The sequence below is a fragment of the Variovorax sp. 10N432 genome (assembly GCF_056394465.1).
On the sequence record NZ_JBFTHX010000019.1, the window covers coordinates 14,841 to 40,814 of the forward strand.

Annotated in this window: 29 protein-coding genes; 12 read left to right on the top strand and 17 right to left on the bottom strand. The window is 69.4% G+C overall.

The genetic code is table 11. The features are described 5' to 3' along the window. Positions 1-33: 33 nt before the first annotated feature. Positions 34-423 (top strand): response regulator, encoded by a 390-nt coding sequence (locus AC1DF3_RS21455; protein WP_478140798.1) that lies wholly within the window; start codon positions 34-36, stop codon positions 421-423. Between the two features lie 12 nt (positions 424-435). Here AC1DF3_RS21455 and AC1DF3_RS21460 read toward each other — a convergent pair whose 3' ends face one another. From AC1DF3_RS21460 to AC1DF3_RS21475, 4 genes are all read right to left on the bottom strand, one after another. Further along, the gene (locus AC1DF3_RS21460) at positions 436-1,071 is read right to left on the bottom strand and encodes a DUF2242 domain-containing protein (RefSeq protein WP_478140799.1); all 636 of its coding nucleotides are present in this window, start codon (positions 1,069-1,071) and stop codon (positions 436-438) included. A 261-nt stretch (positions 1,072-1,332) separates the two neighbouring features. Beyond that, positions 1,333-1,959 carry a nucleoside/nucleotide kinase family protein gene (locus AC1DF3_RS21465; protein WP_478140800.1) on the bottom strand — a complete coding sequence of 209 codons (627 nt, stop codon included), beginning with the start codon at positions 1,957-1,959 and terminating at the stop codon, positions 1,333-1,335. Then, positions 1,956-3,230 (bottom strand): Glu/Leu/Phe/Val family dehydrogenase, encoded by a 1,275-nt coding sequence (locus tag AC1DF3_RS21470; protein WP_301806334.1) that lies wholly within the window; start codon positions 3,228-3,230, stop codon positions 1,956-1,958. The genes AC1DF3_RS21465 and AC1DF3_RS21470 overlap by 4 nt, the downstream gene beginning before the upstream one ends. An 89-nt stretch (positions 3,231-3,319) precedes the next feature. Next, positions 3,320-6,274, bottom strand: a complete 2,955-nt coding sequence (locus tag AC1DF3_RS21475) for an L-glutamate gamma-semialdehyde dehydrogenase (protein WP_478140801.1) — start codon at positions 6,272-6,274, stop codon at positions 3,320-3,322. Between the two features lie 91 nt (positions 6,275-6,365). On the opposite strand from AC1DF3_RS21475, the gene AC1DF3_RS21480 reads away from it, so the two are divergent. Then, the gene (locus AC1DF3_RS21480) at positions 6,366-6,848 is read left to right on the top strand and encodes an Lrp/AsnC ligand binding domain-containing protein (RefSeq protein WP_478140802.1); all 483 of its coding nucleotides are present in this window, start codon (positions 6,366-6,368) and stop codon (positions 6,846-6,848) included. Here AC1DF3_RS21480 and AC1DF3_RS21485 read toward each other — a convergent pair. Next, on the bottom strand, positions 6,845-7,768 hold the full coding sequence (locus AC1DF3_RS21485) for a LysR family transcriptional regulator (RefSeq protein WP_478140803.1): 924 nt from the start codon (positions 7,766-7,768) through the stop codon (positions 6,845-6,847). The genes AC1DF3_RS21480 and AC1DF3_RS21485 overlap by 4 nt on opposite strands. Positions 7,769-7,895: 127 nt before the next feature. Here AC1DF3_RS21485 and AC1DF3_RS21490 point away from each other — a divergent pair, with 127 nt between their 5' ends. Further along, on the top strand, positions 7,896-8,612 hold the full coding sequence (locus AC1DF3_RS21490) for an SDR family NAD(P)-dependent oxidoreductase (protein ID WP_478140804.1): 717 nt from the start codon (positions 7,896-7,898) through the stop codon (positions 8,610-8,612). A 6-nt stretch (positions 8,613-8,618) separates the two neighbouring features. Then, complete coding sequence (locus AC1DF3_RS21495) at positions 8,619-8,837, top strand: tautomerase family protein (protein ID WP_286538651.1); 219 nt, start codon at positions 8,619-8,621, stop codon at positions 8,835-8,837. Here AC1DF3_RS21495 and AC1DF3_RS21500 read toward each other — a convergent pair whose 3' ends face one another. The 3 genes from AC1DF3_RS21500 to AC1DF3_RS21510 are packed head-to-tail and all read right to left on the bottom strand — an operon-like array spanning position 8,838 to position 11,984. Then, a complete protein-coding gene (locus tag AC1DF3_RS21500) occupies positions 8,838-10,082 on the bottom strand; it encodes a metal-dependent hydrolase family protein (protein ID WP_286538650.1) in 1,245 nt (414 codons plus the stop codon). 7 nt (positions 10,083-10,089) lie between these two features. Then, complete coding sequence (locus AC1DF3_RS21505; protein WP_286538649.1) at positions 10,090-10,602, bottom strand: GAF domain-containing protein; 513 nt, start codon at positions 10,600-10,602, stop codon at positions 10,090-10,092. Positions 10,603-10,616: 14 nt separating this feature from the next. Beyond that, on the bottom strand, positions 10,617-11,984 hold the full coding sequence (locus AC1DF3_RS21510; protein ID WP_286538648.1) for an MFS transporter: 1,368 nt from the start codon (positions 11,982-11,984) through the stop codon (positions 10,617-10,619). A gap of 129 nt (positions 11,985-12,113) precedes the next feature. Here AC1DF3_RS21510 and AC1DF3_RS21515 point away from each other — a divergent pair, with 129 nt between their 5' ends. Further along, complete coding sequence (locus AC1DF3_RS21515; protein WP_286538647.1) at positions 12,114-13,034, top strand: LysR family transcriptional regulator; 921 nt, start codon at positions 12,114-12,116, stop codon at positions 13,032-13,034. On the opposite strand, the gene AC1DF3_RS21520 is transcribed toward AC1DF3_RS21515, so the two are convergent. Further along, positions 13,031-13,717: a YggS family pyridoxal phosphate-dependent enzyme gene (locus AC1DF3_RS21520; RefSeq protein WP_478140805.1), complete on the bottom strand. Its 687-nt coding sequence runs from the start codon at positions 13,715-13,717 to the stop codon at positions 13,031-13,033. The genes AC1DF3_RS21515 and AC1DF3_RS21520 overlap by 4 nt on opposite strands. Positions 13,718-13,756: 39 nt before the next feature. Here AC1DF3_RS21520 and AC1DF3_RS21525 point away from each other — a divergent pair, with 39 nt between their 5' ends. The 3 genes from AC1DF3_RS21525 (at position 13,757) to AC1DF3_RS21535 (ending at position 17,180) form a co-directional block, all read left to right on the top strand. Further along, positions 13,757-14,800, top strand: coding sequence for a type IV pilus twitching motility protein PilT (locus tag AC1DF3_RS21525; RefSeq protein ID WP_286371030.1), 1,044 nt, complete (start codon positions 13,757-13,759; stop codon positions 14,798-14,800). 34 nt (positions 14,801-14,834) lie between these two features. Beyond that, positions 14,835-15,971: a PilT/PilU family type 4a pilus ATPase gene (locus AC1DF3_RS21530; RefSeq protein WP_286538645.1), complete on the top strand. Its 1,137-nt coding sequence runs from the start codon at positions 14,835-14,837 to the stop codon at positions 15,969-15,971. Between the two features lie 288 nt (positions 15,972-16,259). Next, the gene (locus tag AC1DF3_RS21535; protein WP_286538644.1) at positions 16,260-17,180 is read left to right on the top strand and encodes an NAD(P)-dependent oxidoreductase; all 921 of its coding nucleotides are present in this window, start codon (positions 16,260-16,262) and stop codon (positions 17,178-17,180) included. Positions 17,181-17,189: 9 nt separating this feature from the next. Here AC1DF3_RS21535 and AC1DF3_RS21540 read toward each other — a convergent pair whose 3' ends face one another. After that, complete coding sequence (locus AC1DF3_RS21540; RefSeq protein ID WP_478140806.1) at positions 17,190-17,978, bottom strand: BON domain-containing protein; 789 nt, start codon at positions 17,976-17,978, stop codon at positions 17,190-17,192. Positions 17,979-18,176: 198 nt separating this feature from the next. On the opposite strand from AC1DF3_RS21540, the gene AC1DF3_RS21545 reads away from it, so the two are divergent. Further along, positions 18,177-19,655 (top strand): patatin-like phospholipase family protein, encoded by a 1,479-nt coding sequence (locus tag AC1DF3_RS21545; protein ID WP_478140807.1) that lies wholly within the window; start codon positions 18,177-18,179, stop codon positions 19,653-19,655. Positions 19,656-19,673: 18 nt separating this feature from the next. On the opposite strand, the gene AC1DF3_RS21550 is transcribed toward AC1DF3_RS21545, so the two are convergent. Both AC1DF3_RS21550 and AC1DF3_RS21555 read right to left on the bottom strand, forming a co-directional pair. Beyond that, positions 19,674-20,303, bottom strand: coding sequence for an SIS domain-containing protein (locus AC1DF3_RS21550; RefSeq protein ID WP_286521942.1), 630 nt, complete (start codon positions 20,301-20,303; stop codon positions 19,674-19,676). A gap of 66 nt (positions 20,304-20,369) precedes the next feature. Beyond that, positions 20,370-20,768 (bottom strand): YraN family protein, encoded by a 399-nt coding sequence (locus AC1DF3_RS21555; protein ID WP_286521941.1) that lies wholly within the window; start codon positions 20,766-20,768, stop codon positions 20,370-20,372. On the opposite strand from AC1DF3_RS21555, the gene rsmI reads away from it, so the two are divergent. Further along, complete coding sequence (gene rsmI / locus AC1DF3_RS21560; protein ID WP_286538642.1) at positions 20,768-21,715, top strand: 16S rRNA (cytidine(1402)-2'-O)-methyltransferase; 948 nt, start codon at positions 20,768-20,770, stop codon at positions 21,713-21,715. The genes AC1DF3_RS21555 and rsmI overlap by 1 nt on opposite strands. A 22-nt stretch (positions 21,716-21,737) precedes the next feature. Here the strand turns inward: rsmI and AC1DF3_RS21565 are convergent, their stop codons facing one another. From AC1DF3_RS21565 to AC1DF3_RS21575, 3 genes are read right to left on the bottom strand one after another with little or no spacing between them, the layout of a single operon-like run. Beyond that, positions 21,738-22,466 (bottom strand): glutathione S-transferase, encoded by a 729-nt coding sequence (locus AC1DF3_RS21565; protein ID WP_478140808.1) that lies wholly within the window; start codon positions 22,464-22,466, stop codon positions 21,738-21,740. A gap of 51 nt (positions 22,467-22,517) precedes the next feature. Then, complete coding sequence (locus tag AC1DF3_RS21570; protein WP_286538640.1) at positions 22,518-22,898, bottom strand: hypothetical protein; 381 nt, start codon at positions 22,896-22,898, stop codon at positions 22,518-22,520. Beyond that, positions 22,895-23,263: a hypothetical protein gene (locus AC1DF3_RS21575; RefSeq protein WP_286538639.1), complete on the bottom strand. Its 369-nt coding sequence runs from the start codon at positions 23,261-23,263 to the stop codon at positions 22,895-22,897. Before AC1DF3_RS21575 ends, AC1DF3_RS21570 begins: the two co-directional genes overlap by 4 nt. A 102-nt stretch (positions 23,264-23,365) precedes the next feature. Here AC1DF3_RS21575 and AC1DF3_RS21580 point away from each other — a divergent pair, with 102 nt between their 5' ends. Further along, a complete protein-coding gene (locus AC1DF3_RS21580) occupies positions 23,366-23,701 on the top strand; it encodes a c-type cytochrome (RefSeq protein WP_478140809.1) in 336 nt (111 codons plus the stop codon). Positions 23,702-23,824: 123 nt separating this feature from the next. Continuing rightward, positions 23,825-24,697, top strand: coding sequence for a lipase family protein (locus AC1DF3_RS21585; protein WP_286534927.1), 873 nt, complete (start codon positions 23,825-23,827; stop codon positions 24,695-24,697). 19 nt (positions 24,698-24,716) lie between these two features. On the opposite strand, the gene AC1DF3_RS21590 is transcribed toward AC1DF3_RS21585, so the two are convergent. Together AC1DF3_RS21590 and AC1DF3_RS21595 are read right to left on the bottom strand one after the other, a co-directional pair. Next, a complete protein-coding gene (locus AC1DF3_RS21590; RefSeq protein ID WP_478140810.1) occupies positions 24,717-25,283 on the bottom strand; it encodes a cysteine dioxygenase family protein in 567 nt (188 codons plus the stop codon). 54 nt (positions 25,284-25,337) lie between these two features. Further along, a complete protein-coding gene (locus tag AC1DF3_RS21595) occupies positions 25,338-25,940 on the bottom strand; it encodes a hypothetical protein (protein ID WP_478140811.1) in 603 nt (200 codons plus the stop codon). Between the last annotated feature and the right edge of the window lie 34 nt (positions 25,941-25,974).

Consider the following 25,974-nt stretch of genomic DNA (forward strand, 5'->3'; position numbering starts at 1 on the left):
CTAGAGTCGTGGTCCCCCGGACAGAACACGACGATGCCAACCAACGGACCAACGACAGAGGAGCAGCGCGCCAGGGGCCTGCGCGTGCTGGTGGTGGAAGACGATGCCGACGCCTTGTCGGCCACCGTCGAGATGCTGCAGCTTTTGGGCCACTGGGCCACCGGGGTCCGCAGCGCCGAGAGCGCCAAGGACCGCTTCTACGACAAGGCCTTCGACGTCCTGATGACCGACGTCGGGCTGCCTGCGCTTTCCGGCCTCGACCTGGCGGACATCCTGCGAACCCGCCACGGGGTCGACCGGCTCGGCATCATCTTCGCCAGCGGCCGGCCGCCGCCGGAGACACCGATACCCGGCGCGCTGTGGCTGCAGAAGCCCTTCAGCATCGAACAGCTGGAAGCCGCGCTGGCCCGGACCGCCGCCTGAGCGGGGGAAACCTCAGCCCCGAGTCGGCGACAGCGGCACCGGCCGCAACGGCGCCTCGATCAGCGGCTGCGGCGTCACCACCGGCGAGGCTTCGGCCGGCTTGCCCTCGGCCGCGGCCGGCAAGAAGCGGTCGATCAGCGAGAAGAAGCGGTCGTAGAAGCGCTCGTCGGTCAGCGTTTCGCTCGCCACCTTGACCAGCGCATCGTCGCTGGAGCTGAACGGCAGCGACAGCGAGCCGATCGCGCCGACGCCGACGCTGGCCGAATTGTTGGTCTTTTTCACCCCATAGCGGTCCTGCAGCGCGCTGGCGAAGGCGATCGTGCGGCGCCCGCCGTCGCCGCGCTGGCTGTCGCGCGCGCAGACCACGCGGAACTCGACTTCGACGTGCACCTCGGCGGCCGGCTGGAAGCTCTTGCGGCCGGTCACCAGGTCGGCGGTGCCCGCGGTGATCATGTAGCCCTGGCTCAAGAGCGCACGCCGCGCGGCCTCGCAGGTCTGGGCCTCGGTCGCGGGGTAGCTGCGCGTGTGGGTGGTGGTGGAGTCGAACTCCTCGGGCTCGTAGTAGACCCGGGTCGGCGAGCTGCAGCCGGCGATGGACAAGGACAGCAGCAGCAGCGCGACGGCGGCGCGGCAGGACGGAAGGCGCATGGCAGGCATGGAGTGGTCGAAGTGCGAATGATAGGCCGGCGCCGGGCCGCCCCAAGGCGGCCTGCGGCCCCCTTGGGGGGCAGCGACACACGAAGTGAGGAGCGTGGGGGCAAGCGATAGGCCGGCGCCGGGCCGCCCCAAGGCGGCCTGCGGCCCCCTTGGGGGGCAGCGACACACGAAGTGAGGAGCGTGGGGGCAAGCCAGCAAGCCGCGGGAGCGCGGCCCGGCTTGGACATCGGCGGCGGCGCCGCGTTCCCGCGATCAGTCGGCCAGGCGAAGTATGTGATGCGCCCGTGCCCGCGTGGCGGCGATCCGCGCCGCATTGGGCTCGTCGGTCTGCGCCACCCAGGCCCGCGCGGCCTCCGGGCTGCGGCCGAACTGCTGATGGCGACGCAGCAGGCGTTCGATGCGCAGCCGGTCGTCGACCTCCACGTACCAGACCTCGTCGAGCAGCGGCGCCACCCCGGCCCAGGGGCCCTCTTCCAGCAGCAGGTAGTTGCCCTCGGTGATCACCAGCGGCGTCTCGGGCCGGACCGCGATCGCGCCGGCCACCGGCTCTTCGATCTCGCGCCGGAACTCGGGCGCATAGACGACCTCGCCGGCCGGCTGGTTGCGCAGCCGCCGCAGCAGCGCGACGTAGCCGGCGCTGTCGAAGGTGTCGGGCGCGCCCTTGCGCCCGGCGCGGCCGAGCCGGCCCAGCTCGGCGTTGGCGAGGTGGAAGCCGTCCATCGGCACCACCTGGGCACGGCCCGGCAAGGCATCCAGCAGCGCCTGCGCCACGGTCGACTTGCCCGAACCCGGCGCGCCGACCAGCCCGAGCAGCTTGCGCCCCCCGCCGGCCAGCAGGGCCTCGAGGCGGGCCCGTTCGGCCGTTCGCAACCCGGTCACGGGTACAGGCCACGCTCCTGGCGCGCCATCAGGATCCGCTCGCAGGCCACCGCGTAGGTGGCGGTGCGCAGCGTGATCTTGTGCTTGTCGGCGGTGTCCCAGATGTTGTTGAGCGCGTTCATCATGATGCGGTCGAGCCGCACGTTGATCTCGTCCTCGTCCCAGAAGAAGGAGGAGAAGTCCTGCACCCACTCGAAGTAGCTGACCGTGACGCCGCCGGCGTTGCAGATCACGTCGGGCACCACCAGCACGCCGCGTTCGGCCAGGATGTCGTCGGCGGTCGGCACGGTCGGGCCGTTGGCGCCTTCGAGCACCAGCCGGGCCTTGGTCTTCTGGGCCCGTTCGGCCGTGATCTGGCCTTCGAGGGCGGCCGGGATCAGGATGTCGCAGGCGACTTCCCAGAAGGCCTCGTTGTCGATCACGTCGCCGCCCTTGAAGCTCACGGCACCGCCGTCGGTGCGCGAGGCCGGCACCAGCCCGGCGAGATCGAGGCCGTTCTCGTTGACGATGGTGCCCGTGTGGTCCTGCACCGCCACGATCTTCGCGCCGGCCTCGGCGAACAGCTCGGCCGCCACCGAGCCCACGTTGCCGAAGCCCTGCACCGCGACGCGGGCGCCGCGCAGGTCGAGCCCGAGCCGGCGCGCCGCCTCGCGGCCGGTCACGAAGACGCCGCGGCCGGTGGCCTTGACCCGGCCCAGCGAGCCGCCCAGGTGCAGCGGCTTGCCGGTGACGACGCCGGTGGCGGTGCCGCCGACGTTCATCGAATAGGTGTCCATCATCCAGGCCATGATCTGGGCGTTGGTGTTGACGTCGGGCGCCGGGATGTCGGAGTGCGGGCCGATGATGATGCCGATCTCGCTGGTGTAGCGGCGCGTGACCTTCTCGAGTTCCTTGAGCGAGAGCTTCTTCGGGTCGACCCGGATGCCGCCCTTGGCGCCGCCGTACGGCAGGTTGACCGCGGCCGTCTTGACCGTCATCCAGGCCGACAGCGCCATCACTTCTTCCAGCGTGACGTCGGGGTGGAAACGCACGCCGCCCTTGCCCGGGCCGCGCGACAGGTTGTGCTGCACCCGGTAGCCCTCGAAATGGGCGATCGAGCCGTCGTCCATCTCGATCGGCACGTCGACGATCAGCGCCCGCTTCGGGCGCTTGAGGGTCTCGGCCCAGCGGGCCAGGTCCCCGAGGTAGGGGATGACGCGATCGACCTGCGACAGGTAGGTGCCCCAGGGGCTGTTGGCGGTCGGCTGGACATAGGAGAGTATGGAACTCATGGCGATGCGATCCTTGGTGTTGAACGGACAGGCGCCACGATAGTCTTGGTGCGCTCCTCGCGCCATGCCTATGCGCGTTGCTTTGGCGTTTATGCGATGGCGGCAAGCAGCGCCGCGTTGCCGCCCGCGGCGGTGGTGTTGATGGTGAGCGTTTGCTCCGCACAGAAGCGCAGCAGGTAGTGCGGGCCGCCGGCCTTCGGGCCGGTTCCGCTGAGCCCCTCGCCGCCGAACGGCTGGACGCCGACGACCGCCCCGATGATGTTGCGGTTGACATAGACGTTGCCCACATGGGCGCGCGCCGCCAGCGCCAGGGCCCGGCTGTCGATGCGGGTCTGGATGCCCAGCGTGAGCCCGAAGCCCAGCCGGTTGACGGCCTCGATCACGGCCTGGGGCTCGCCCGACCAGCGAACCACCTGCAGCACGGGGCCGAAGATCTCGTCGCTGACCCGGTCGATGGCCGGCACCTCGTAGGCGTGGGGCGGGATCAGGTTGTCGATCCCCGGCGGCGCGTCGGCCGGCGCCACCAGCCGGGTGGCCTCCGAATCCAGCCGCCGCAGGTGCCGCCGGATGTTGTCGAAGGCCTCGCGGTCGATCACCGGCCCGACGTCGGTGGCCAGCAGGGCCGGATCGCCGGCGGCCAGCTCGCGGGCCGCGCCGCGGATCATCTCGATCACCGGGTCGGCGATGCCCTCGTGCAGCAGCAGCAGCCGCAGCGCCGAGCAGCGCTGGCCGGCCGAGCGGAAGGCGCTCTGCACCACGGCATCGACCACCTGCTCGGGCAGCGCGCTGGAGTCGACCAGCATGGCGTTGATGCCGCCGGTTTCGGCGATCAGCGGCACGATCGGGCCGTCCTTGGCCGCCAGTGCGCGGTGGATGATCTTGGCCACCTGCGTCGACCCGGTGAACACCACGCCAGCCACGCCGGGCGCCGCGACCAGCGCGGCACCGACGGTTTCGCCCGGCCCGTGCAGCAGTTGCAGCGCCTCGGCCGGCACGCCGGCGGCGTGCAGCAGCCGCACCGCTTCCAGGGCGACGGCCGGCGTCTGCTCGGCTGGCTTGGCCAGCACCGTGTTGCCGGTGGCGAGCGCGGCCGCCACCTGGCCCAGGAAGATCGCCAGCGGGAAGTTCCACGGGCTGATGCAGACCCAGGGGCCGCGGCCGGTGAGGCGCAGCTCGTTGCTCTCGCCGGTCGGCCCGGGCAGCGCGACCGGCTGCATCAGCCGCTCGGCCTCGTCGGCGTAGTAGCGCAGGAAGTCGACCGCCTCGCGCACTTCGGCCACCGCGTCGCCCCAGGTCTTGAAGGCTTCCTTGACCAGCAGGGCGCAGAAGCGCGGCATTTCGGCCTGCAGCGCGTCGGCCGCGTGGCGCAGCACGGCGGCGCGGCGCGCGACTGGCGTCCGGTTCCAGCTGCGCCAGGCCGCGGCCGCGGCGCCCACCGCTGCTTCGGCGCGCTGGGCATCGAACGCCGGCACCGCCGCCACCGTCGTGGCCGCGTGGGCCGCCAGCAGCGGCGCGCGCATCGCCTCGACCGCGAGATCGACACCGCTGCTGTTGCGGCGGGCGGGCACCGGGCCATAGAGCTCGGGCGGCAGCGGCAGCGAGACATGGCGATCGAGCCAGAGCGGCGAGACCAGCAGCTCGTCCATGCCGACCGACTCGTCGCCGAGCTGGTTCACGAAGGACGAGTTGGCGCCGTTCTCGAGCAGCCGGCGCACCAGGTAGGCCAGCAGGTCCTTGTGGCGGCCGACCGGCGCGTAGACGCGCACCGGCACGGTGGTGCTCTTCATCACCTCGCGGTAGATGCCCTCGCCCATGCCGTGCAGCCGCTGCAATTCGAATGGAACGCTGCCCGCCATCGTCAGAATCGCCGCGATCGTGCCCGCGTTGTGGGTGGCGAACTGCGGGTAGATCGCATCCGGCGCCGCCAGCAGCGCCCGCGCGCAGGCCAGGTAGCTGAGGTCGGTGTGGTGCTTGTGCGTGAAGACCGGGTAGTGCGGCAGCCCGAGTTCCTGGGCCCGCTTGATCTCGGCGTCCCAGTAGGCGCCCTTGACCAGCCGGCACATCAGCCGCAGCCGGTGCTTGCGGGCGATCCCGGTCACGTGCTCGACTAGTTCCAGCGCCCGCGTCTGGTAGGCCTGCATCGCCAGGCCGAAGCCGCGCCACTGCGGCTTCTCGGCCGCCACCCTGGCCGCCAGCGCCTCGAACACGTCGAGCGAGAGCTCGAGCCGGTCGACCTCCTCGGCATCGATCGTGAGGTTGAGATCGGCATCGGCCGCCAGCAGGCACAGCTGCCAGACGCGCGGCACCAGCTCGCGCATCACCCGCGCGTGCTGGGCGTCTTCGTAGCGCGGATGCAGCGCGCTGAGCTTGATCGAGATGCCGTCGTTCTGCTCGGGCGTGCCGTCGCGGTCGGCGCCGGCGGCGATCGAGCGGATCGCGTTCACGTAGCTGTCGAGGTAGCGCAGCGCATCGGCATCGGTGCGGGCGCCCTCGCCCAGCATGTCGTAGCTGAAGCGCAGCGCCGAGTGCTTGCGATGCGCCGAGCGAGCCTCGGCCATGCCCTCCTCGATGGTCTGGCCGAGCACGAACTGGCGGCCCAGCAACTGCACTGCGCGCAGGGTCGCGGCGACCACGGTGCGGGCGCCGAGCCTGACCATCAGGCCCGGCTCGGCCTCCTGCTCGGGCAGGAATTTCTTCGACAGCGCGATCGCCGAGGACGACAGGCGCGCCAGGGTCGAATCGGCGCTGCTGTCGAAGTTGGCGCGGCCCAACTGGTCGGCGGTCAGCGCGATCGCGGTCTCGGCGTCGGGCACCCGCAGCAGCGCCTCGGCCAAGCGCATCAGGGCCAGGCCCTCGGCGCTCGAGATCGGGTATTCGCGCAGCAGGCTCTCCATGGCCCAGAACGGCGGCGGGCTGTGGCGCACGGCGCGCACCCAGGGCGTGGCGACGGGCACGATGGCCGCCCAGTCGAGCGCGCCCTTCAGCGAGACGAGGCGGTGCGAGACGATGTCGGCTTCGGGGCGGTAGGGGCTGGGCAGGCGCATGGCGAAAACTCCGGTGGTCGATGCGGCGATGCTCCGCCTTCCGGCACCGAGTTATTCACCAAAATTCAGCTGTTCACCAGATAATTCTCTAGTGACCAATGAATCGACCACCGATCTCGACCGCATCGACATGAAAATCCTGAAGGTTCTTCAGGAAGACGGGCGAATCTCGAACCTCAAGCTGGCCGAGATCGTGGCGCTGTCGCCGACCGCCGTGCTGGCCCGGGTGCAGCGGCTGGCGCGCGACGGCTTCATCCTCGGCTACGAGGCCCGGCTCGATCCGCACAAGCTGGGCCGCGGCTTCACGGTCTTCGTCGAGGTGCTGCTCGACCGCACCACGCCCAACGTGTTCGATGCGTTCAAGGCCGCGGTGCAGGTGCGCGACGAGATCATGGAATGCCACATGGTCGCCGGCGGCTTCGACTACCTGCTCAAGACCCGCATGGCCGACATGACGGCCTACCGCGACTTCGCCGGCACGGTGCTGTGGCAGTTGCCGGGCGTGCGCGAGACGCGGACCTATGCGGTGATGGAAGAAGTGAAAAGCAGCGCGCGGATTCCGCTGCCGGGCTAGGAAGCTGCCTGGGCCGAACGCTGGCCGAGCAGGTAATCGACGAACGCGCGCACTCGCAGCGGCACGAAGCGCCGGTGCGGATACAACAGGCTGTGCGGCCGCGAACGGCTGCCGAAATCCTGCAGCAACTCGACCAGCCGGCCGGCGCGCAGGTCTTCCTCGACGACGAAGCGATAGGCCTGGAACACGCCGGCACCGTGGCGCGCCAGCGTGGCGCCCGCGGTCACGTCGTCCGAACACGCATAGCCGCCGGAGGTCTGCAGCTCGAGTTCCTGGCCGTCGCGCCGGAACAGCCACGGAATGGCGCGTCCGCTGCTGGGCAATTCGAACTGGATGCATTCATGCGCCTGCAGTTCGTCGAGCGTCACGGGCGTTCCGTGGCGCCGCAGATAGTCGGGCGAGGCGACGACCACCAGCGGCGTGTCCTCCAGAAGGCGCGAAACCAGGCTCGAGTCGGCGGTCGCCCGGGCTCGTATCGCCAGGTCGTAGCCCTCTTCCGCGAAGTCGATGTTGCGGTTGCTGACGTTGACCTCGACCTTCACGGCCGGAAAGCGCTCGCGGAAGCCCGGCAGCAGCGGCAGCAGGCGGTAGTGGCCGTAGGTGGTCGGCGCGCTGATGCGCAGCAGGCCGGACGGCGCGACCTGGTGGCCGGAGGCCTCCCGCTCGGCCTCGACCAGCTGGTTCAGGGCTTGTCGGCACTGCTCGAAATAGCCGCGCCCGGCCTCGGTCAGGCGCATCTGCCGCGTCGTCCGCGTGAAGAGCCGCACGCCCAGGCGCTCCTCCAGCCGTGACACCGAACGGCTGACCGCCGCCGGCGTCACCGAAGCGGTCGCGGCCGCGGCCGTGAAGCTGCCCTGCTCGGCCGCCAGGCAGAACAGTTCGATGCTGCCCAGCATCACGTCGTCGAATTGTCGATTCATGGCGCTTCGCTCCGTTGGTTTACCTATTCATTACATCATGTATTGATAGATGTACTTATCACCCGCTTTATCCAACGAAAGCACATCAATACAGTCGAGTCCTCCACTCCACTTCAAAGGACTCGTCATGACAGAAAGCAATTCCAAGGTCGCCGTCATCACCGGCGCCTCCAGCGGCATCGGTGCCGCGCTCGTCAAGGCCTATCGCCGGGCCGGCTTCCGGGTCGTCGCCAATTCGCGTTCGATCGCCGCGAGCAACGACCCGGGCGTCCTGGCGATCGCCGGCGACGCCGCGGACCCCGCGACGGCCGCGCGGATCTTCAGCGAAGGCGTGGACCGCTTCGGCCGCATCGACACGCTGGTCAACAACGCCGGAATCTTCACGGCCAAGCCGTTCACCCAGTTCACCCCCGAGGACTGGGCGGCGAACATCGGCACCAACCTGGCCAGCTTCTTCCACATGAGCCAGCTGGCGCTGAAGCGGATGGAAGCCCAGGGGTCGGGCCACATCGTCCAGATCACGACCAGCCTCGCGGACCAGCCGATCAACGGCGTGCCGTCGGTGCTGGCGTCGCTGACCAAGGGCGGCCTGAACGCCGCCACCAAGTCGCTGGCCATCGAGTACGCGTCGCGCGGCATCCGCGTGAATGCGGTGGCCCCCGGCATCGTCAAGACGCCTATGCATCCGCCGGAGACCCATGCGGCGCTCAGCGGCCTGCATCCGCTGGGCCGGATGGGTGAAATGGAAGAGATCGTCGACGCGGTGCTGTTCCTCGAGAACGCGAAGTTCGTGACGGGCGAGATCCTTCACGTCGACGGCGGGCAGGCCGCAGGTCACTGGTGATCCGCCATGCCTTACATCAGGATCGAGATCACGCGCGAAGGCGTGACCCAGGAACAGAAGAAGCAGCTGATCGCCGGCGCCACCGAGCTGATGGTGCGCGTGCTCGACAAGGACCCGGCCACCACCTTCGTCGTGATCGACGAAGTGGACCTGGACAACTGGGGGGTGGGCGGCCGGCCGGTGGTCGAGTGGCGACGGCAACAGGCGGCGGCCCGGGGCGGGTGACTATTGCAGTTCGTCGAACTGGATCACGCCTTCCTTCATGACCAGCGGAATCCGCTCGCCCTGCCCCAGCAGGCAGCTCACATCCGCCAGCGGATTGCCGTCGACGACCAGGAGGTCCGCCAACGCACCGGGCACCAGGCGACCCAGCCGGTCGCTCATGCCGAGCACCTCCGCACCGACGACGGTCGCGCTGGCCACGGCCTCGGCCGCCGACAGCACCTCGGCACGCAGGCGGAATTCGTTGCTCTGCAGGCGCTGCGATTCCCCCAGCAGGTCGGAACCGAACCCCATCTTCACGCCGGCCGCCTTGAAGATCTCCAGCGAGCGCAGGCCCGCTTCGCGCACGTCCGCCACCTTCGCCACGCTTTCCTGCGGCAGGCCGTAGCTTTCGCCCTCGCTGGCCAGCGCGTCGTAGGTGACGAGCGTCGGCACGGCAAAAGCGCCCGCTTGCGCCATCAGCGTGGCGGTCGGCGCATCGACCAGGTTGCCATGCTCGATCGTGCGGACGCCGCATCGCACCGCCCGCGCGATGGCGGCGGCCGTGTAGGCATGCGCCAGCACGTAGGTGCCGCGCGCCCGGGCCTCGTCCACGATGGCGCGGATTTCGTCCTCGCAGTAGCCGAAGGCGCCCACCGGATCGGTCGGCGAGGCAACGCCGCCGGAGGCCATGATCTTGATCTGGTCGGCGCCCATCTGCAGCTCTTCCCGGGCGGCCTTGCGCACCGCGTCGACGCCGTCGACCACCCGCGCCAGCGCACCCACGCGCACACAGCAGGCGCACGTGGGGTCGCCCATGTGATCTGAGCGCGCGCGCATGTCGCCGTGCCCGCCGGTCTGGCTCAGCGCGCGCCCCGACACGAACAGCCGGGGCCCCTGCGCCAGCCCCGACTCCACCGCCTGCTTGAAAGCGAAGCCGGCGCCGCCGGCGTCGCGCACCGTGGTGAAGCCACGACGCAGCATGCCGCGCAGAATGGGCACGCTGCGCAGAGTCACCAGCACATTGGGCATGTGCACCTGGCGCGCGAGGTTGAGTTCGACCGCCACCACGTGGACGTGCAGGTCGATCAGCCCGGGCATCACGGTCTTGCCCTTGACATCGATGACCCGCGCGGCGCTGGTGCTGATCGGCCGGTCCGAGATCTCCTTCACCAGGCCTTGCTCGACCAGGATGTCGCGGTCTTCCTGCAACTCGCCGAGCAGGGGATCGAGCAGGCGGGCGTTCTTGAAAAGTACGGCAGTGGACATGGCGGCCTCAGGAAGACGAGTGGGTCGGACGTTGCAGTGCCATGACGGCCGGCAGCGCCAGTTGCGCGAGCACGGTCGCCCGCGCCACATGATGGTCGCCGTACCAGTCCTCCTGGTGGAGCAGGTTGAGCGTCCCCAGGGTCTGGCCGCGCCAGCGCAGCGGGATGTTCAACACGCTGCTGCAGCCCAGCGAGAGAATCAGGGCGTGATCGAAGAACACCTCGCGGATGTCATCCGCGTTGCGGCCGATGTACGGCAGCCCCTGCCCCATGACTTGCTGCATCCATGGTGAATCGGTGACCGGCTTGCGCCCTTGCACCGGGTATGCGTCGGGCATGTTGCTGTAGATCCGCTCCGATTCCCGCGCAGTGCGGTGGTGAACCAGGATCGTGAACAGCCGGTGCCCGATCGCGGTCGCCGCCGCCTTGTCGATGGCCTCGAAGGTGGCTTGCGGCTGGCGCGCGTCGTCGTGGGCGCGGGCCACGCCCGCCAGCAAAGGGTCGAAATCGATGGTCGTCATGCGTGTGCGTCTCCTCAGGAAAGTTCGGTCGCGGCAATGTCTTCGAGCGAGCGGCCGCGCGTCGGGACGCCCATGACCATGACCGCGGCCGAGCCCAGCAGGAGCACGGCCGTCGTCATCCCGAAGACGCCGCCGAAGCCGAGCTTCGGGTAGATGAAACCGACCAGGATCGGCGCCGTGATGCCGCCAATGCGCCCGATGGCCGACGCCAGGCCGGCCCCGGTGGCCCGGACCTGGGTCGGGAACACCTCGGGCGTGTAGGCGTACACGCCCGCGTAGGTCCCGTTCATGAAGAACGACAGCAGCACCCCCGCCACCATGATCTGGCTGTCGCTGTGCGTGAACGCGAGCCCCAGGGCCGCGACGCCGCCCAGCAGCATGTAGCTGACGATGGTGGCCTGGCGGCCGATCCGGTCGTTGAGCCAGGCGGCCGAGAAATAACCCGGCACCTGCGCCATGTACATCACCAGCGAATAGCCGAAGCTCCGGGTGATCGTCATGCCGTTCTGCACCAGCAGGCTGGGAATCCAGGTGAAGAAGGAGTAGTAGCTGAAGGTGATCGACAGCCACATCAGCCAGGTCATGCTGGTGGTGCGCAGCAGCTTGCGCGAGAGCAGCGTGGCGTAGTTCTGCCACAGGCCGCCGCGGCGGCTGCTGGGCGGCGGCGCGGCGACGTCGGCCGGGTCGAGCGCGGGCAGCGCCTGCCCGCGCTGCGCGAAGCCGGCCTCGACCTTGTCCATGATCGCCTGGGCCTCGGCCACCCGCCCCTGGCTCTCCAGCCAGCGCGGCGACTCCGGCAGCGCACGGCGCCACCACAGCAGCATCACCACCGGCGTCGCGGTGATGAAGATCACGATGCGCCAGCCGTCGGGATGCGCCGGCACGATCAGGTAGCCCAGCACGGCAGCGGCGACGAAGCCGAAGGAAAAGAACCCCGCCAGCGCTCCGGTGAAGGCGCCGCGATAGCGGCGCGCCACGAATTCCGACAGGTAGGGCGCGATGATCACGCTCTCGGCGCCGGTGCCGAAGCCTGCGACGATGCGCAGCCCGAGAAAACTCGTCCAGTCGTCGACCAGCCCGCTGAACAGCGAGGCCACGCAGTAGACCGCCAGGGCCGACATCATCACCTTGCGCCGACCGATCAGGTCGCCGAGCGAGCCGGCCACCAGGGCACCGAAAAAGAAGCCGATGAAGTTCGCGCTGGCCAGCACGCCGATCTGCACGCTGCTCAGGTCCCAGGCAGTGCGCAGCACCGGCAGCACGAAGGCGATCACGGCCGCGTCCATCGCATCGAAGCTGTAGCCCAGACCGCCGATGAGAAGCAGCCGGCGGTGAAAGCTGGAGAACGGCAAGCGCTCGATTCGAGCCGACAGCATGGTCATGCGAACTCTCTTCCTGATTCGGTAGGCCGACGGAACATCGACGACGGGCCGGATCGTAGGATCGGTGCGCCATAGAGACAAATTTATAGTGATGATGGTATTTATTGACCAGGTGAATGAAGTCGCACAATGAACTACCGCCATGCCGATCTCAATCTGCTGAAGGTCTTCGAGGCGCTGATGACGGAGGGCACCGTCACCCGCGCGGCCGAAAAGCTGTCGCTCACCCAGCCGACAGTCAGCAACGCCTTGCGCCGGCTGCGCGACACCTTCGACGACCCCCTGTTCGTGCGCAGCGGCGCCGGCGTCAAGCCGACCCGGCGCGCGCTCGATCTGTGGGAGCCGCTGGCGCAGTCACTGCACGCGATCCGCTCGACGCTGGACAGCGAACGCTTCGATGCGGTGCAGAGCACGGCCAGCCTGAGCATCGCGATGTCCGACTACGTGGCCAGCATCGTGGTGCCGCGGCTGGCCGCGAAGCTGAGCCGGTCGGCGCCGTCGATGCAGATCCACACCATTCCCAACACGCTGGTGGACTTCGGCCCGGTGCTGGCCGACAACCGGGCCGATTTCGCGATCAGCGTCTACAACGAAGAGGTGCAGCGGCCGGCCTTCCTCAAATCGCGGGCGCTGTGGTCGCCCGGCTTCGTCTGCGTGATGCGCGCCGGACATCCGCTCGATCGCAGCGAGCGGATTCCGTTGAAGAAATTCCTCGCCGCGCGCCACGTCGACGTCAGCCTGGCGGGCAAGACCTTGCCGAGCTACGACGTCTTTCTGCGCAGCCGCGGGATGCAGCGCAACCTGGTCGTCACCGTGAACCACTACGCCGCCGCCTACGACGTGGTGCGCCGCTCCGACCTGATCGCCGTGCTGCCGTGGTCGCAAGCGCTGGAGCCCGAACGGATGGCCGGGCTGCGCCATGCACCGGTCCCGCTGGAGGCGCCACCGCGCGTGATCGAGTTGTTCTGGCACCAGCGCCACGAAAGCTCGGCGCTGCACCAGTGGCTGAAAAACGTCGTTCTGGGCTTGTTCGAAAAGCCCCGGACCTAGCGCTGCCCGAAGATCGCCGTCCCGATTCGAACCATCGTGCTGCCCGCCGCCACCGCGGCCTCCAGGTCCGCCGACATCCCCAGCGACAAGGTGTCGACCTCGATCCCCGCCCCTCGAATCTGCTCGAAAACCGCCGCCGCACGCAGGAAAAGCGCCCGCTGCGACTCGAAATCGGCCGCCGGCTCCGGGATCGCCATCAGCCCGCGCAGCCGCAAACGTGGCAAAGCCGCCACGGCCTGCGCCAGTGCCAGCGCGTCTTCCGGCGTCACGCCGGACTTGTTCGCGCCGCCATCCACGTTGACCTGCAGGCAGCACTGGAGCGGCGGCAGGCCGGCCGGCCGCTGCTCGGCCAGCCGCTGGGCGATCTTCAGCCGGTCGATGCTGTGCACCCAGTCGAAATGCTCGGCCACCACCCGCGTCTTGTTGCTCTGCAGAGGGCCGATGCAGTGCCATTCGAGCTCTGCGCGAAGATCGGCCAGGGCCTCGATCTTGCCCACGCCCTCCTGCACATAGTTCTCGCCGAAGGCCCGCTGGCCGGCCCCATGCGCCGCGCGCACCGCGTCGGCGTCGAAGGTCTTGGACACCGCGAGCAAGCGCACGCTCGCCGGATCGCGCCCGGCGGCCGTGCAGGCCGTCACGATCCGGGTCCGAACTTGCTGGAGCTTGTCGCCAATCATCGTCATAATCTTCAAAGTCGTATCAAAACGTCACCGAGGAACTGCGTGGACATTACCCAACTGCTCGCCTTCAGCGTCAAGAACAAGGCGTCCGACCTGCACCTCTCGGCCGGGCTGCCGCCCATGATCCGGGTCCACGGCGACGTGCGCCGCATCAATGTCGACGCGCTCGATCACAAGGCCGTGCACGCCATGGTGTACGACATCATGAGCGACACGCACCGCAAGCACTACGAAGAGTTCCTGGAGGTCGACTTCTCGTTCGAGATCGACGGCCTGGCGCGCTTCCGCGTCAACGCCTTCAACCAGTCGCGCGGCGCTGCTGCCGTTTTCCGGACCATTCCGTCGAAGATCCTCACGCTCGAGCAGCTCAACGCACCGAAGATTTTCGGCGATCTGGCGCTCAAGCCGCGCGGCCTGGTGCTGGTCACCGGCCCGACCGGTTCCGGCAAGTCGACCACGCTGGCGGCGATGATCAACTACCTGAACGAAACCGAGTACGGCCACATCCTCACGGTCGAGGACCCGATCGAGTTCGTCCACGACTCCAAGAAGTGCCTGATCAACCAGCGCGAGGTCGGGCCGATGACGCTGTCGTTCGCCAATGCGCTGCGCTCCGCGCTGCGCGAGGACCCGGACGCGATCCTGGTCGGCGAAATGCGCGACCTCGAGACCATCCGGCTGGCGATGACCGCGGCCGAAACCGGCCACCTGGTGTTCGGCACCCTGCACACCTCGTCGGCGGCCAAGACCATCGACCGGATCATCGACGTCTTCCCGGGCGAGGAAAAGGAAATGATCCGCGCCATGCTGTCGGAGTCGCTTCAGGCGGTGATCTCGCAGACCCTGTGCAAGACCAAGGACGGCCAGGGCCGCGTGGCGGCGCACGAGATCATGCTGGGCACGCCCGCCATCCGCAACCTGATCCGCGAAGGCAAGGTGGCGCAGATGTATTCGTCGATCCAGACCGGCAGCGGCCAGGGCATGCAGACGCTCGACCAGAACCTCACCGACCTGGTGAGGCGCAGTGTCATTTCCGCCGCCGAAGCGCGCGGAAAGGCCAAGATCCCCGAGAATTTCCCCGGCTGACCCAGCCCTTGCCCAGCCGCACCGGAGTACCGTCATGGAACGCGATCAAGCCAGCCAGTTCATCAACGACCTGCTGAAGCTCATGGTGAGCCGCAACGGCAGCGACCTGTTCATCACGGCCGACTTCCCGCCGGCGATCAAGGTCGACGGCAAGGTCACCAAGGTGTCGGCCCAGGCCCTCGGCGCCCAGCACACGCTGGCGCTCACGCGCTCGGTCATGAACGACCGCCAGACGGCCGAGTTCGAGCGCACCAAGGAGTGCAACTTCGCGATCTCGCCGACCGGCATCGGCCGCTTCCGCGTCAATGCCTTCGTGCAGCAGGGCAAGGTCGGCATGGTGCTGCGGACCATCCCCGCCAAGCTGCCGACCATCGACGGCCTCGGCATGCCGCAGGTGCTCAAGGACGTGGCGATGACCAAGCGCGGCCTGACCATCCTGGTCGGCGCCACCGGCTCGGGCAAGTCGACCACGCTGGCCGCGATGATCGACTGGCGCAACGAGAACTCCTACGGCCACATCGTGACGGTCGAGGACCCGGTCGAGTTCGTGCACCCGCACAAGAACTGCGTGGTGACGCAACGCGAAGTCGGCATCGACACCGACAGCTGGGAGGCGGCGCTCAAGAACACGCTGCGCCAGGCGCCCGACGTGATCCTGATGGGCGAGATCCGCGACCGCGAGACGATGGAGCACGCGGTCGCATTCGCCGAGACCGGCCACCTCTGCATGGCCACCCTGCACGCCAACAGCGCCAACCAGGCGCTCGACCGGATCATCAACTTCTTCCCCGAGGAGCGCCGCGCCCAGCTGCTGATGGACCTGTCGCTGAACCTGCGCTCGCTGGTCTCGCAGCGGCTGATCCCGACCGAGGACGGCCACGGCCGCATCGCCGCGGTCGAGATCCTGCTGAACACGCCGCTGATCTCCGACATGATCTTCAAGGGCGAGGTCGGCGAGATCAAGGAGATCATGAAGAAGAGCCGCAACCTGGGCATGCAGACCTTCGACCAGGCCCTGTTCGATCTCTTCGAGGCCAACGCGATCACCTTCGAAGACGCGATCCGCAACGCCGACTCGGCCAACGACCTGCGGCTGCAGATCAAGCTGAACAGCCAGCGCGCGCGCACGACCGACCTTTCGGCCGGCACGGAGCACTTCGCGATCGTCTGACTTGACTCGCCCCCAGGTTGCCCGGCACTTCGTGTCCGGGCGCCCACCCCCGACCGGGGGCGCAGTCGGCGGCCCGGCAAAGCCGGTTCCGCGACTGCCCACCAACGGGCGGGCGCTGCGCGCCGCCGAAGAACAACCACCGCGCCTGCATTCACCGGCCGGCGCAGCCAGGCCCGTTGGTGAAACACCGCGGAACCGGCTTCGCCGGGCCGCTGGTGTTGCCCCCGGTAGGGGGTGGGCGGGCTACACGCAGTGAGCCCAACCTGGGGGCGAGCTAAAGTACGCCCCATGAGCAGCCTCAACCCCAAAACCTACGACCCCGTCCCTTCGCAGAAGGTCGCCTTCCTCGGCCTCGGCGTGATGGGCTACCCGATGGCCGGGCATCTCGCGCTGGCCGGCCACCACGTCACGGTCTACAACCGCAGCGCGGCCAAGGCCCACGACTGGGAGACCGAATTCGCGCCCCAGGCCCCGGCGTCCGTGAGCCACTCGGCCACGCCGCGCGGCGCCGCGTCCAATGCCGACATCGTGTTCTGCTGCGTCGGCAACGACGACGACCTGCGCTCGGTGGTGCTCGGCGAGAACGGCGCCTTCGCGGGCATGGCCCCGGGCGCGGTGTTCGTCGACCACACGACCGCCTCGGCCGACGTCGCGCGCGAACTGTCGAAGGCGGCGCTCGAACGCGGCCTGCAGTTCATCGACGCCCCGGTCTCAGGCGGCCAGGCCGGGGCCCAGAACGGCGCGCTGACCGTCATGTGCGGCGGCGACGCCGCCACCTTCGACAAGGTCAAGCCCGTCGCCGCGGCCTTCGCTCGCGCCGTCACGCTGCTGGGCGCCAGCGGCGCCGGCCAGCTCGCGAAGATGGTCAACCAGATCGCGATCGCGGGCCTGGTCCAAGGGCTGTCGGAAGCGATCGCCTTCGGGCAGCGGGCCGGCCTCGACATGAACGAGGTGCTGGCCGTGATCGGCAAGGGCGCCGCGCAGAGCTGGCAGATGGACAACCGCGGCAAGACCATGATCGAAGGCAAGTTCGATTACGGCTTCGCTGTCGACTGGATGCGCAAGGACCTGGGCCTGGTGCTCGACGAAGCCAAGCGCAATGGCGCCCGGCTGCCGGTCACCGCGCTGGTCGACCAGTTCTACGCCGACGTGCAGCAGGCCGGCGGCCGGCGCTGGGACACCTCGAGCCTGATCACGCGCCTGAAATAAGGCTGCGTTTCAGCGCACCGGCGAGGTCGTGACGCCGCCGCTGGCCGGTGGCGTCGACGACGACGGCAGCGGGGGCAGCGGCTCCATCGGCGGCAGCGGCACGCTCGAACGCGAGGCCGGTGCGCTGCCCGCGGGTGTGCCCGTGCCGCCGGGCTGGCCCTGCGGCTGCTGCTGTTGCTGCTGCAGCTGGTTTTGCAGTTCCGCTTCGCTGACGATCTCCACCACGCGCACCACCTTCGTGACGCCGGAGACGCCGCGCGCGATGTCGGTCGCGCGATCGGTCTCTCGGCGGGTCGCGATGCCCATCAGGTAGACCGTGCCGCGCTCGGTCACGACCTTGAACGAGTTGGCGAAGATGTCCTTGGCATCGAGCAGCGAGGCCTTGACCTTGCCGGTGATGAAGGTGTCGTTGGAGCGTTCCTGGAAGGTGCTCGGCGGCCCGACCACCAGTTCGTTGACCACCGAGCGAACGTTGTCGACGCGCCGCACGACGTCTTCGACGCGGCGCTTGTCGGCCTCGCTGCCGACCGTGCCGGTGAGCAGCACCTGGCGGTTGAAGCTGGTGATGCTCACGTACATGTTGTCGTTGGCGATCTCGCGCACGCGGGCGCCGCCACGCAGCTCGATCGCCTGGTCATCGACCTGCGCGCCCGAGCTGCGCCGGTCGGTCGCCACCATGCCGACACCGGCCGCCGCTGCCCCGCCCACCACCAGCGGCACGCAGGCTGTGAGACCGGCGACGAGTACGGCGCCTGCGGTCAAAGCCATCGCGATGCGTTGAGTGGATGTGGTCTTCATGGGTGTTGGCCTTCCGGTGCGTTGTGTCCGCGGCGAGTTTAGCCCAGGGTATTGCGCCCCCCGTTACCGGCTGTCATGGCCGGGCGTGCCATCGGCATGTCGCGCCTCTTGCCTACAATTCGGCGCGGTGGATGGCGCATATGTTGCATGGTCCGCATCCGGCATTCGATATCGAACCGTTCGAGCAAGGAAGGCATCGTGAATCAATCCATCGCGCGTCCGGCCGCGCTGCGCCGGATGTCCGCCGCAGTGGCCGCGCTGCTGCTGGCCGGGTGCAACGCGCTGGCCCCGGTCAACCCGCCGATCGCGAAGGTCGACTTCGACAGCGGCTACCGGGTCAACCGGATGCTGAAGCGCCAGCACGAAGGCGTCACCAACGACCCGCACACGGTGTTCATGCTGACCTTCTCGGGCGGCGGCACGCGGGCCGCGGCGTTCTCGTACGGCGTGCTCGAGGAACTGCGGCGCACCGATGTCATCGTCGGAGGCGTGCAGCGCAATCTGCTCCAGGAAGTGGATGCCATCTCGGGCGTCTCGGGCGGCAGCTTCACGGCGCTGGCCTACGCGCTCTACGGCGACCGGCTGTTCACCGAGTACGAGCCGCGCTTCCTGAAGCGCGACGTGCAGGGCACGCTGACCTGGCGCGCGCTCAATCCGCTCAACTGGTTCAGCCTCGGCAGCGGCCTGTACGGACGCTCCGAACTGGCGGCCGATTACTACGACGAGATCCTGTTCAACGGCGCCACCTTCGCCGACCTGCTCAAGCTTCCGACGCCGGTGACCGCGGTCACCGGCACCGACCTCTCGACCGGTGCCCGCTTCCAGTTCTCGCAGGAGCAGTTCGACCTGATCTGCTCCGACCTCGGCACGGTGCGGCTGGCCCGGGCCGCCGCGACCTCCTCGGCCGTGCCCGCCGTGCTGTCGCCGGTCACCTACTACAACTACGGCGGCCAGTGCGGCGCCACCCTGCCGCCCTGGGTCCGCGACGTCACCCGGCCCGACTCGCCCGCGCGCCCCGCCGGCCGCGCGCTGCTGCGCTATCGCGACATCAAGAACTTCGAGGACAGCAAGAACCGGCCCTACCTGCACGTGGTCGATGGCGGCGTCTCCGACAACCTGGGGCTGCGCGGCCTGCTCGAGGCCCTCGAGGAGCTCGAGGCCAGCCCGTCCTTCCAGCGCCAGGCGGGATTCGACGAGATCCGGCGCATCGTGGTCGTGGTGGTCAATTCGCGCTCGGCGCCGGCCACCGACTGGGACCGCAAGGCGCGCGCGCCAGGCATCGTGGCGCAACTGCTGCAGTCGTCGAGCGTGCCGATCGACCATTTCTCCTACGAGTCGGTCGAACTGCTGAAGGACATCGCCCAACGCTGGGCCGACAAGCGCGACCTCAAGGTGGCCGAGCTGCGGCTGTCCGGCATGTCGCGCGCGCAGGCCGAGGCGGCAGTGCCGACGCTGAGCTTCGATGCGATCGACGTCAGTTTCGACGCCATCGAAGACCCCGAAGAGCAGCGCTACTTCATGAATCTGCCGACCAGCTTCGTGCTGTCGGCCGAAGAGGTCGACCGGCTGCGCGCGCTGGGCGGGAGGCTGCTGCGCGAATCGCCGGGCTATCGCGATCTGCTCGACCGGATCAGCGACCGCAAGGCACCCGCCAAGGCCGGGGCGCCATCGCAGTAGCGGGACGACCGGGCGCGCTCAGGCCGAGGAAGAGTCGCTGTCCTGGTCACCGAGCAGCTGCGCATCGACGCCGTCGCACAGGCAGTGCAGCACCAGCAGGTGGATCTCGTGGATGCGCGCCGCGCGCTCGTGCGGCACGCAGACCTGGACATCGGTCTCGCGCAGCGCACGGCCCACGGCGCCCCCGGTCCCGCTGCCCGAAGGCGCCGCGTTGCCGAGCAGGGCCACCACGGTCATGTCGCGCGCATGGGCCGCCTCGACCGCCGCCAGCACGGCGGCGGACTGGCCGCTGACGCTCAGCACCAGCAGCACGTCGCCGGCCTGGCCCAGGGCGCGCACCTGGCGCGCGAAGCGATCGGCGCCCAGCGATTCGGCCGTGTCCGCGGCGGGGTCGGTGGCATCGCCGGGCAGCGCGATCGCGGCCAGCTCGGGGCGGTCGCGCTCGAAGCGGCCGACGAACTGGGCCGCGAACTGCGCCGCCAGGAAGCCGGAAACGCCGGCCCCGCAGGCGAGGATCTTGCCGCCGCTGGTGACGCAGGCCAGCAAGGCCTGCATGGCTTGGGAGATCGGTTTGCCGAGCAGTGGCCCGGCCTGGTATTTGAGGTCCGCACTGTCGATGAAGTGCTGCTGAATCCGTTGCTCTAGCATTTGGCCCGGATGATAACTGCGGGTTTCCACCCTGGGACTGAAACAAAACGTGAGCAGCCGCCCGGTTCAGCCGGCATCGAACGCGGCCTGGAGCCACTCGATGCGTTCTTCGACCAGCACGACGTCGAAGCGGCACGGCGGCAGCACGCGCAGCCGGCTGATGTAGTGCTGCGCCGCGAAGACGATGCGGCGCTGCTTCACGCCGGTGATGCTGCCGCCGGCGCCGCCGTGCGTCGCGCTGGAACGGCCGCGGACCTCGACGAACACCAGCGTGCCGTCGCGCGGATCGCGCATGATGAGGTCGATCTCGCCGCCGCCGCGGCCGGGGGTTCGATAATTGCGCGCGACCAGCCCGAGGCCGGCCGCCTGCAGGTGTTCGAGCGCGGCGTCTTCGGCCGCGTCGCCGCGCTGCTTGGTCGTCGGCAGCGATGTCCGCCCCGCCGCCTTGTTCTGGAGATAAGCCATTGACTTCCATCGCTCCCGCTTCGTTCGGCGCCGCCCTGCTCGCCGCGCGTGATGCCGCGGGTTCGCAGCATTATCCGCAGGCGACCCTTTACGTGGTCGCGACGCCGATCGGCAACCTGGCGGACATCACGCTGCGCGCCCTGCACGTGCTGCAAATGGTCGACGCAGTCGCCTGCGAGGACACGCGCCACACGCAGAGCCTGCTGCGGGCCTATGGCATCGACCGCCCGGGCGCGCAGCTGCTGGCCCTGCACCAGCACAACGAGAGCGAGGCCGCGCAGACGGTGATCGCTCGGCTGGCCGCGGGCGAGCGCATCGCCTACGTCAGCGACGCCGGCACGCCCGGCGTCAGCGACCCGGGCGCGCGGCTGGTGGCCGCGGCACGTGACGCCGGCCATCGCGTGCTGCCCCTGCCGGGCGCCAGCAGCGTGACCACCCTGGTCGGCGCCGCCGGGCTGGTCGCCGCCGGCGACGCGGGCAGCGCCTTCGTGTTCGGCGGCTTCCTGCCGAGCAAGGCGGGCGAGCGCGATGCCGCGGTGCTGCTGCTGGCCGACGAGCCCCGCAGCGTCGTACTGCTCGAGGCGCCGCATCGCATCGAGGCGCTGGCCCGCGCGCTGGCCACCCTCGGCGAGCGCAAGGTCACCGTCGGGCGCGAGCTCACCAAGCAGTTCGAGGAGATCGCCACCGTCGCCGCCGCCGACTTGCCCGGCTGGTTCGCCGCCAGCCGCGACCGCACGCGCGGCGAGTTCGCGCTGGTGCTGCACCCCAAGCCCGCGGCCGTCGACGACGGCATCGAGGGCGAACGCGTGCTGCGGCTGCTGCTGGCCGAACTGCCCGTGAAGACCGCGGTGCGCGTCGCCGCCGAGATCAGCGGCGCCCCGCGCAATGCGCTCTACGAGGCCGCGCTGCGCATGCGCAAGGACGGGGACGAGTCGATCGCCCCCTAGCGCGTCCGCCGACCCGCCGGCATCAGCCGTCGAGTTCGGGGTAGGCGCGGAAGATCCCGTCCTCGTTGAAGGCAATCCGGCGCGAGCTGCGCAGATAGTCGTGCACCCGCTGCCGGCGACCGATGTTGGCATGCAGCTTCACGACCGCCGGGGTGTCGGCCAGGGCCCGCGCGGCGGCCTTGGGGAAGGCATAGCGCAGCCCCGCGACCAGCTGGAACAGCGAGAGGTCGGCGTAGGTGAGGACGTCGCCGACCAGGTGCAGGTCGCCGGACGGATTGCGCTTCAGCACCGTCTCGAACCAGTTCAGGAATTTCGGAATGCGCTCCTCGCGAAAGGCCCTGGCGCGTGCCAGCGCGGCCTCGCGCTGGTCTTCGTAGTAGAGCCCGGTCGACAGCGGATGATGGGTGTCGTGCGCCTCGGCCACGCAATCGGCGACGGTCAGCTGCAGCTGGTTCGTCCAGAGGCCGTCGGCCTCGCCCACGCCCGCGAGCCCGAGGCGCGGACCGAGGTACAGCAGGATCGCCGCGGTCTGGCCGACCACGATGTCGCCGTCGACCAGGAAGGGCGGCGCGAACGAGGGCCGGGGATTGTCCGGATCGTCGAGCCGGCGCCCCAGATTCGATTCGCCGCCGCCCCTGGACGGCGGCTCGCGCGCGACGTCGACATAGGCAGCGCCCGCGGCCTCGAGCGCCAGGCGGACGAATTCGCCGCGGCCCTGGATCGTGGGCCAGTAGTGAAGCTGGTAGGTCAAGCATCCTCCGCACGAAGGGGTGGAACCCGAAGGATACGAGCCTGGCGACCCTCAATTGCGAACGATCGCGTAGGCCGCCACGCCCGCGACCACGCCGGTGCGGCGCGCCCGGTCGCGTGCGCGCATCTCGTCGTCCCAGCGGCGGCGGTCGCACTCCCAGGTGTTGCCGGTGATCCAGAGGCAGTCGGCGTGGCGCTGGTCGGCGCGCTGGCGCTCCGCCGAACCCGCGACCCCGCCGGCCAGCACGCCGGTCACGACGCCGGCACGCTGGGCGTCGCGGCGGTTGTGCCAGTCGTTGTTCCAGTGGTTGTTGTTCCAGCCGCTGTTCCAGTGGTGCGGCGGCGGCCGATGGCGCGAATGGTGGCGCTGTGCATCGGCCGCGCCTGCCGCCACCAGCAGCGCGACGGCGACCAGCGCATGCAGCGTCCTCATGGCTTCTGCACCAGGTCGACGATGCGGGTCTTGGCCGGGTCGGCGGCGGCCGCGCATGCCTTGCCGAGCCGGGTGACCTGGGTGCTGATCCAGTCGCGGGTCAGCTTGCCGACCGCCGGGCCGTTGCGCCCGGTGAGATAGCCGTGCAGCCAGACCATGCCGTTGCCGAGGTAGTCCTGCGCCTCGATGGCACGGCGCCGCTGGGCTTCGCTGGCGTTCTGGCCGGGCAGCACCTGCGACGCCGCGGCATTGAAATCGGCGCACGACAGGACGGACGCATCGTCCGCCTCCCGCGGCGCCTGCGCCAGCGCGGCCTGCCCCGCGACGAAGAACCCGATCGCTGCCAAAGCCTTGAGTCGATGCATGTCTGCTTCTCCTTGGGCGGCTGCCGCCTTCGCGAACATCCTAGAAAGTTCGGCCATGCGCGTCCACCACTTCGAGTTGGCCGAGAATCCGAACCGATGCGCTTGACGAACATTCGAACCCTGGTGCTGTCGATCGGCGGGCTGGTGCAGCTCGCCGGCGCCGCGGCCGCAGCGCCGGCCGAACAGGCCCTGGCGCTGGCCCGGGCCAACGGCTGCATGGCCTGCCATGGCATGGTCCACAAGCAGGTCGGCCCCGGCTTCGCCCAGGTGGCGGCGCGCTGGCGCGACGACCCGGCCGCACCGGCGCGGCTGGCCGGCAGGATCCGCAACGGCAGCGTCGGCAACTGGGGCCGCGTCATCATGCCGCGCCAGTCCCAGGTCGACGAGGCGCAGGCCAGGCTGCTCGCAGACTGGGTGCTGTCTCAGCCGACGCCCTGACAAAAAGGCGACGCGCCCGCGCCTCCCACATATTGGGGAGGAACCGAAGCCCCGGGACCCTGCGCGCTTGCCGGCCGCAATCGGTCCATCACACAATGCCAGCCACACCATGGAGGCGAAGCGATGAGTAGCGGGGCCGATGCGAAGGTATCCATCGAATACGACGCATCCCCCGATGCACTGTTCCATCCAGAGAAGCGGCCCACGATGTTCGTCGGGCGCCCGGATGTCACATTGCCCGGACTGGCGGTCGAAGCAGCGCGCCTGGCCTACCTGCATGCCGAGTCGGATCCGGCCGAATCGCGCAGGCTGGCGGACGCGCTGCGCCTGGCGGGTTTCGCGGAACCTGCCCACTTCGCCGACCGGTCCACCGGGGCCTACGGCTACGCGTCGCTGCGGGCCGCAGACGGGCTGGCGATGATCGCCTTCCGCGGCACCCAGCCCGACGATCCGAAGGACCTGCTGGCCGACCTGGCCCTGCTGCCGACGCCCTGGGCCGGCGGCCACGTGCATTCGGGATTCGGCCGGGCGGCCGAATCGCTGGAGACGCAGGTGCTGCAATGGCTTTCGAACGGCGCCCCGCATCGCAGGCGGCTGCTGCTTTGCGGCCACAGCCTCGGGGCGGCCGTGGCGACGATATTCGCCGGCCTGATCGAACCGACCGACGTCATCACGATCGGCTCTCCGCGCGTCGGCGACATCGACTTCATCGATTCGCTGCCGGCGCGCGCCATGACGCGCATCGTCAACTGCGCCGACGTCGTGCCGACCTTGCCGCCCGGCATCACCTCCTACCACCATGTCGGCAGGCTGCTCTACATCGACAAGGACGGCGTGCTGCACGACAACCCGGAAACCCCGTTCGTGCTCAAGGACCGGCTCACGGGACAGGCCGCGCACGCCGCGCGCGTGCTCGCGCAGCCACGCCCGGATGCCCTTCCCGCCCGGGCCCTGACCGACCACTCGCCGGTCAACTATCTGCGCGCGTTCTTCTGATTCGCCACGCTCGCCGGCCTCAGCTCTCGTTGTGCGCGACCTGCACGCGGCGGCGCGTGCGTGCCGCGACGTCGTAGATGTTGAAGTCCTTCATCGTGCGCCCATACAGGTGCAGGCTGACGGCCTGGGCGCGCTCGACGGGAACGCCCGTGACATGGATGTGGTCGGGGTTCGGCACGAAACTCGTCACCGCGCCGCGCGTGAGCAGTTGGAGGCCGCCGCGCACCAGGTCGATGTCCTGATCGCCGCCCTCGGGCGAGACCCGCAGGTAGCTGCGCTCCTCGAGCACGCCTTCGACGATGCCGACCACGCCCCAGCTGCCGTGGTCGTGCACCGGTGTCCACTGGCCGGGGCGCCAGACCAGCGCGTAGAGAGACAGCCCGTGGTCGGGGTCGTCGCGGATCAGGTTGCGCGTGTAGCCGTCCGGGTCGCTGCGGTAGTGCTGCGGCTCCAGGAAGCTCTCGGCGTCCTCGATGAGGTCCAGCATCAGCGGTGCCAGCGCGAGCACGCGGTCGGCGGCGAGCGTATGCACGCGGCTGCGTGCCGCGGCTTCGGCGATGAAGCGGTCCAGGGCGGGCGAGGTCATGGGCGGATTATCGGGCGGGCGCGAGCGCAGCCCGACAAGCTCCGCCCCGCCGGCTCACTTCGCCGGTGCCGGCGTCACCCGCAGCGCCACGGATTCCGTGATGTTGGCCACCACCTGGTCGCCGACGTTCACGTCCTTCAGGGCCTTCGGATCGCGCACGTGGACGTCGACCAGCTGGCCGCTGGTGCCCCGCAGCGTGACGATGTTCTTCTTGCGATTGAGCGAGAAGACGTTGGCGACGATGGTGGTGCGGTTGACGGCGACGCCGCCCGGCCGCGCGCCCTTCTGGGCCACCGCGGCCGCATCGGTCTCGACCCGCTCGCGAATGCCGTCGCCGCCCTTCACCAGCGCCACGGCGACGCCGATGCGGTAGCTCAGGCGAACCCGGTCGCCGACCTTGACCTGCTCGAGATTGCGCACCGCCGGGTCGACCCGCAGGTCGTTGATGTTGCCCCTCGGGCCCTTGATCGAGACGATCCGGTTCGCGACATCCACGGCGGTGATCTCGCCGGTGACGGACAGCACCGCCGAGCCGCCCCTGGCGTCCTCGACCTCGATGCTCCGTCGCGGAGCCTCGGTCTGTGCGCTGGCGGTGCCGGCGCAAAGAGTCAACGCGGCGCACGCCGCGAGCAATGCCTGTCTTTGGAGGTTTTTCATGTTGGACCTGCGTTGTGGAAGGAAGCCGAAGCGA

Excerpts from the sequence above, each read along its gene's own strand:
- AC1DF3_RS21575 (WP_286538639.1), bottom strand. The coding sequence starts at position 23,263 with ATGCATCGACTCAAGGCTTTGGCAGCGATCGGGTTCTTCGTCGCGGGG.
- AC1DF3_RS21470 (WP_301806334.1), bottom strand. The coding sequence starts at position 3,230 with ATGAGTTCCATACTCTCCTATGTCCAGCCGACCGCCAACAGCCCCTGG.
- AC1DF3_RS21520 (WP_478140805.1), bottom strand. The coding sequence starts at position 13,717 with ATGACGATGATTGGCGACAAGCTCCAGCAAGTTCGGACCCGGATCGTG.
- AC1DF3_RS21495 (WP_286538651.1), top strand. The coding sequence starts at position 8,619 with ATGCCTTACATCAGGATCGAGATCACGCGCGAAGGCGTGACCCAGGAA.
- AC1DF3_RS21455 (WP_478140798.1), top strand. The coding sequence starts at position 34 with ATGCCAACCAACGGACCAACGACAGAGGAGCAGCGCGCCAGGGGCCTG.
- AC1DF3_RS21585 (WP_286534927.1), top strand. The coding sequence starts at position 23,825 with ATGAGTAGCGGGGCCGATGCGAAGGTATCCATCGAATACGACGCATCC.
- AC1DF3_RS21590 (WP_478140810.1), bottom strand. The coding sequence starts at position 25,283 with ATGACCTCGCCCGCCCTGGACCGCTTCATCGCCGAAGCCGCGGCACGC.
- AC1DF3_RS21595 (WP_478140811.1), bottom strand. The coding sequence starts at position 25,940 with ATGAAAAACCTCCAAAGACAGGCATTGCTCGCGGCGTGCGCCGCGTTG.
- AC1DF3_RS21490 (WP_478140804.1), top strand. The coding sequence starts at position 7,896 with ATGACAGAAAGCAATTCCAAGGTCGCCGTCATCACCGGCGCCTCCAGC.
- AC1DF3_RS21535 (WP_286538644.1), top strand. The coding sequence starts at position 16,260 with ATGAGCAGCCTCAACCCCAAAACCTACGACCCCGTCCCTTCGCAGAAG.
- AC1DF3_RS21530 (WP_286538645.1), top strand. The coding sequence starts at position 14,835 with ATGGAACGCGATCAAGCCAGCCAGTTCATCAACGACCTGCTGAAGCTC.
- AC1DF3_RS21485 (WP_478140803.1), bottom strand. The coding sequence starts at position 7,768 with ATGAATCGACAATTCGACGACGTGATGCTGGGCAGCATCGAACTGTTC.
- AC1DF3_RS21505 (WP_286538649.1), bottom strand. The coding sequence starts at position 10,602 with ATGACGACCATCGATTTCGACCCTTTGCTGGCGGGCGTGGCCCGCGCC.
- AC1DF3_RS21555 (WP_286521941.1), bottom strand. The coding sequence starts at position 20,768 with ATGGCTTATCTCCAGAACAAGGCGGCGGGGCGGACATCGCTGCCGACG.
- AC1DF3_RS21475 (WP_478140801.1), bottom strand. The coding sequence starts at position 6,274 with ATGCGCCTGCCCAGCCCCTACCGCCCCGAAGCCGACATCGTCTCGCAC.
- AC1DF3_RS21550 (WP_286521942.1), bottom strand. The coding sequence starts at position 20,303 with ATGCTAGAGCAACGGATTCAGCAGCACTTCATCGACAGTGCGGACCTC.
- AC1DF3_RS21510 (WP_286538648.1), bottom strand. The coding sequence starts at position 11,984 with ATGACCATGCTGTCGGCTCGAATCGAGCGCTTGCCGTTCTCCAGCTTT.
- AC1DF3_RS21540 (WP_478140806.1), bottom strand. The coding sequence starts at position 17,978 with ATGAAGACCACATCCACTCAACGCATCGCGATGGCTTTGACCGCAGGC.
- AC1DF3_RS21460 (WP_478140799.1), bottom strand. The coding sequence starts at position 1,071 with ATGCGCCTTCCGTCCTGCCGCGCCGCCGTCGCGCTGCTGCTGCTGTCC.
- AC1DF3_RS21500 (WP_286538650.1), bottom strand. The coding sequence starts at position 10,082 with ATGTCCACTGCCGTACTTTTCAAGAACGCCCGCCTGCTCGATCCCCTG.
- AC1DF3_RS21515 (WP_286538647.1), top strand. The coding sequence starts at position 12,114 with ATGAACTACCGCCATGCCGATCTCAATCTGCTGAAGGTCTTCGAGGCG.
- AC1DF3_RS21570 (WP_286538640.1), bottom strand. The coding sequence starts at position 22,898 with ATGAGGACGCTGCATGCGCTGGTCGCCGTCGCGCTGCTGGTGGCGGCA.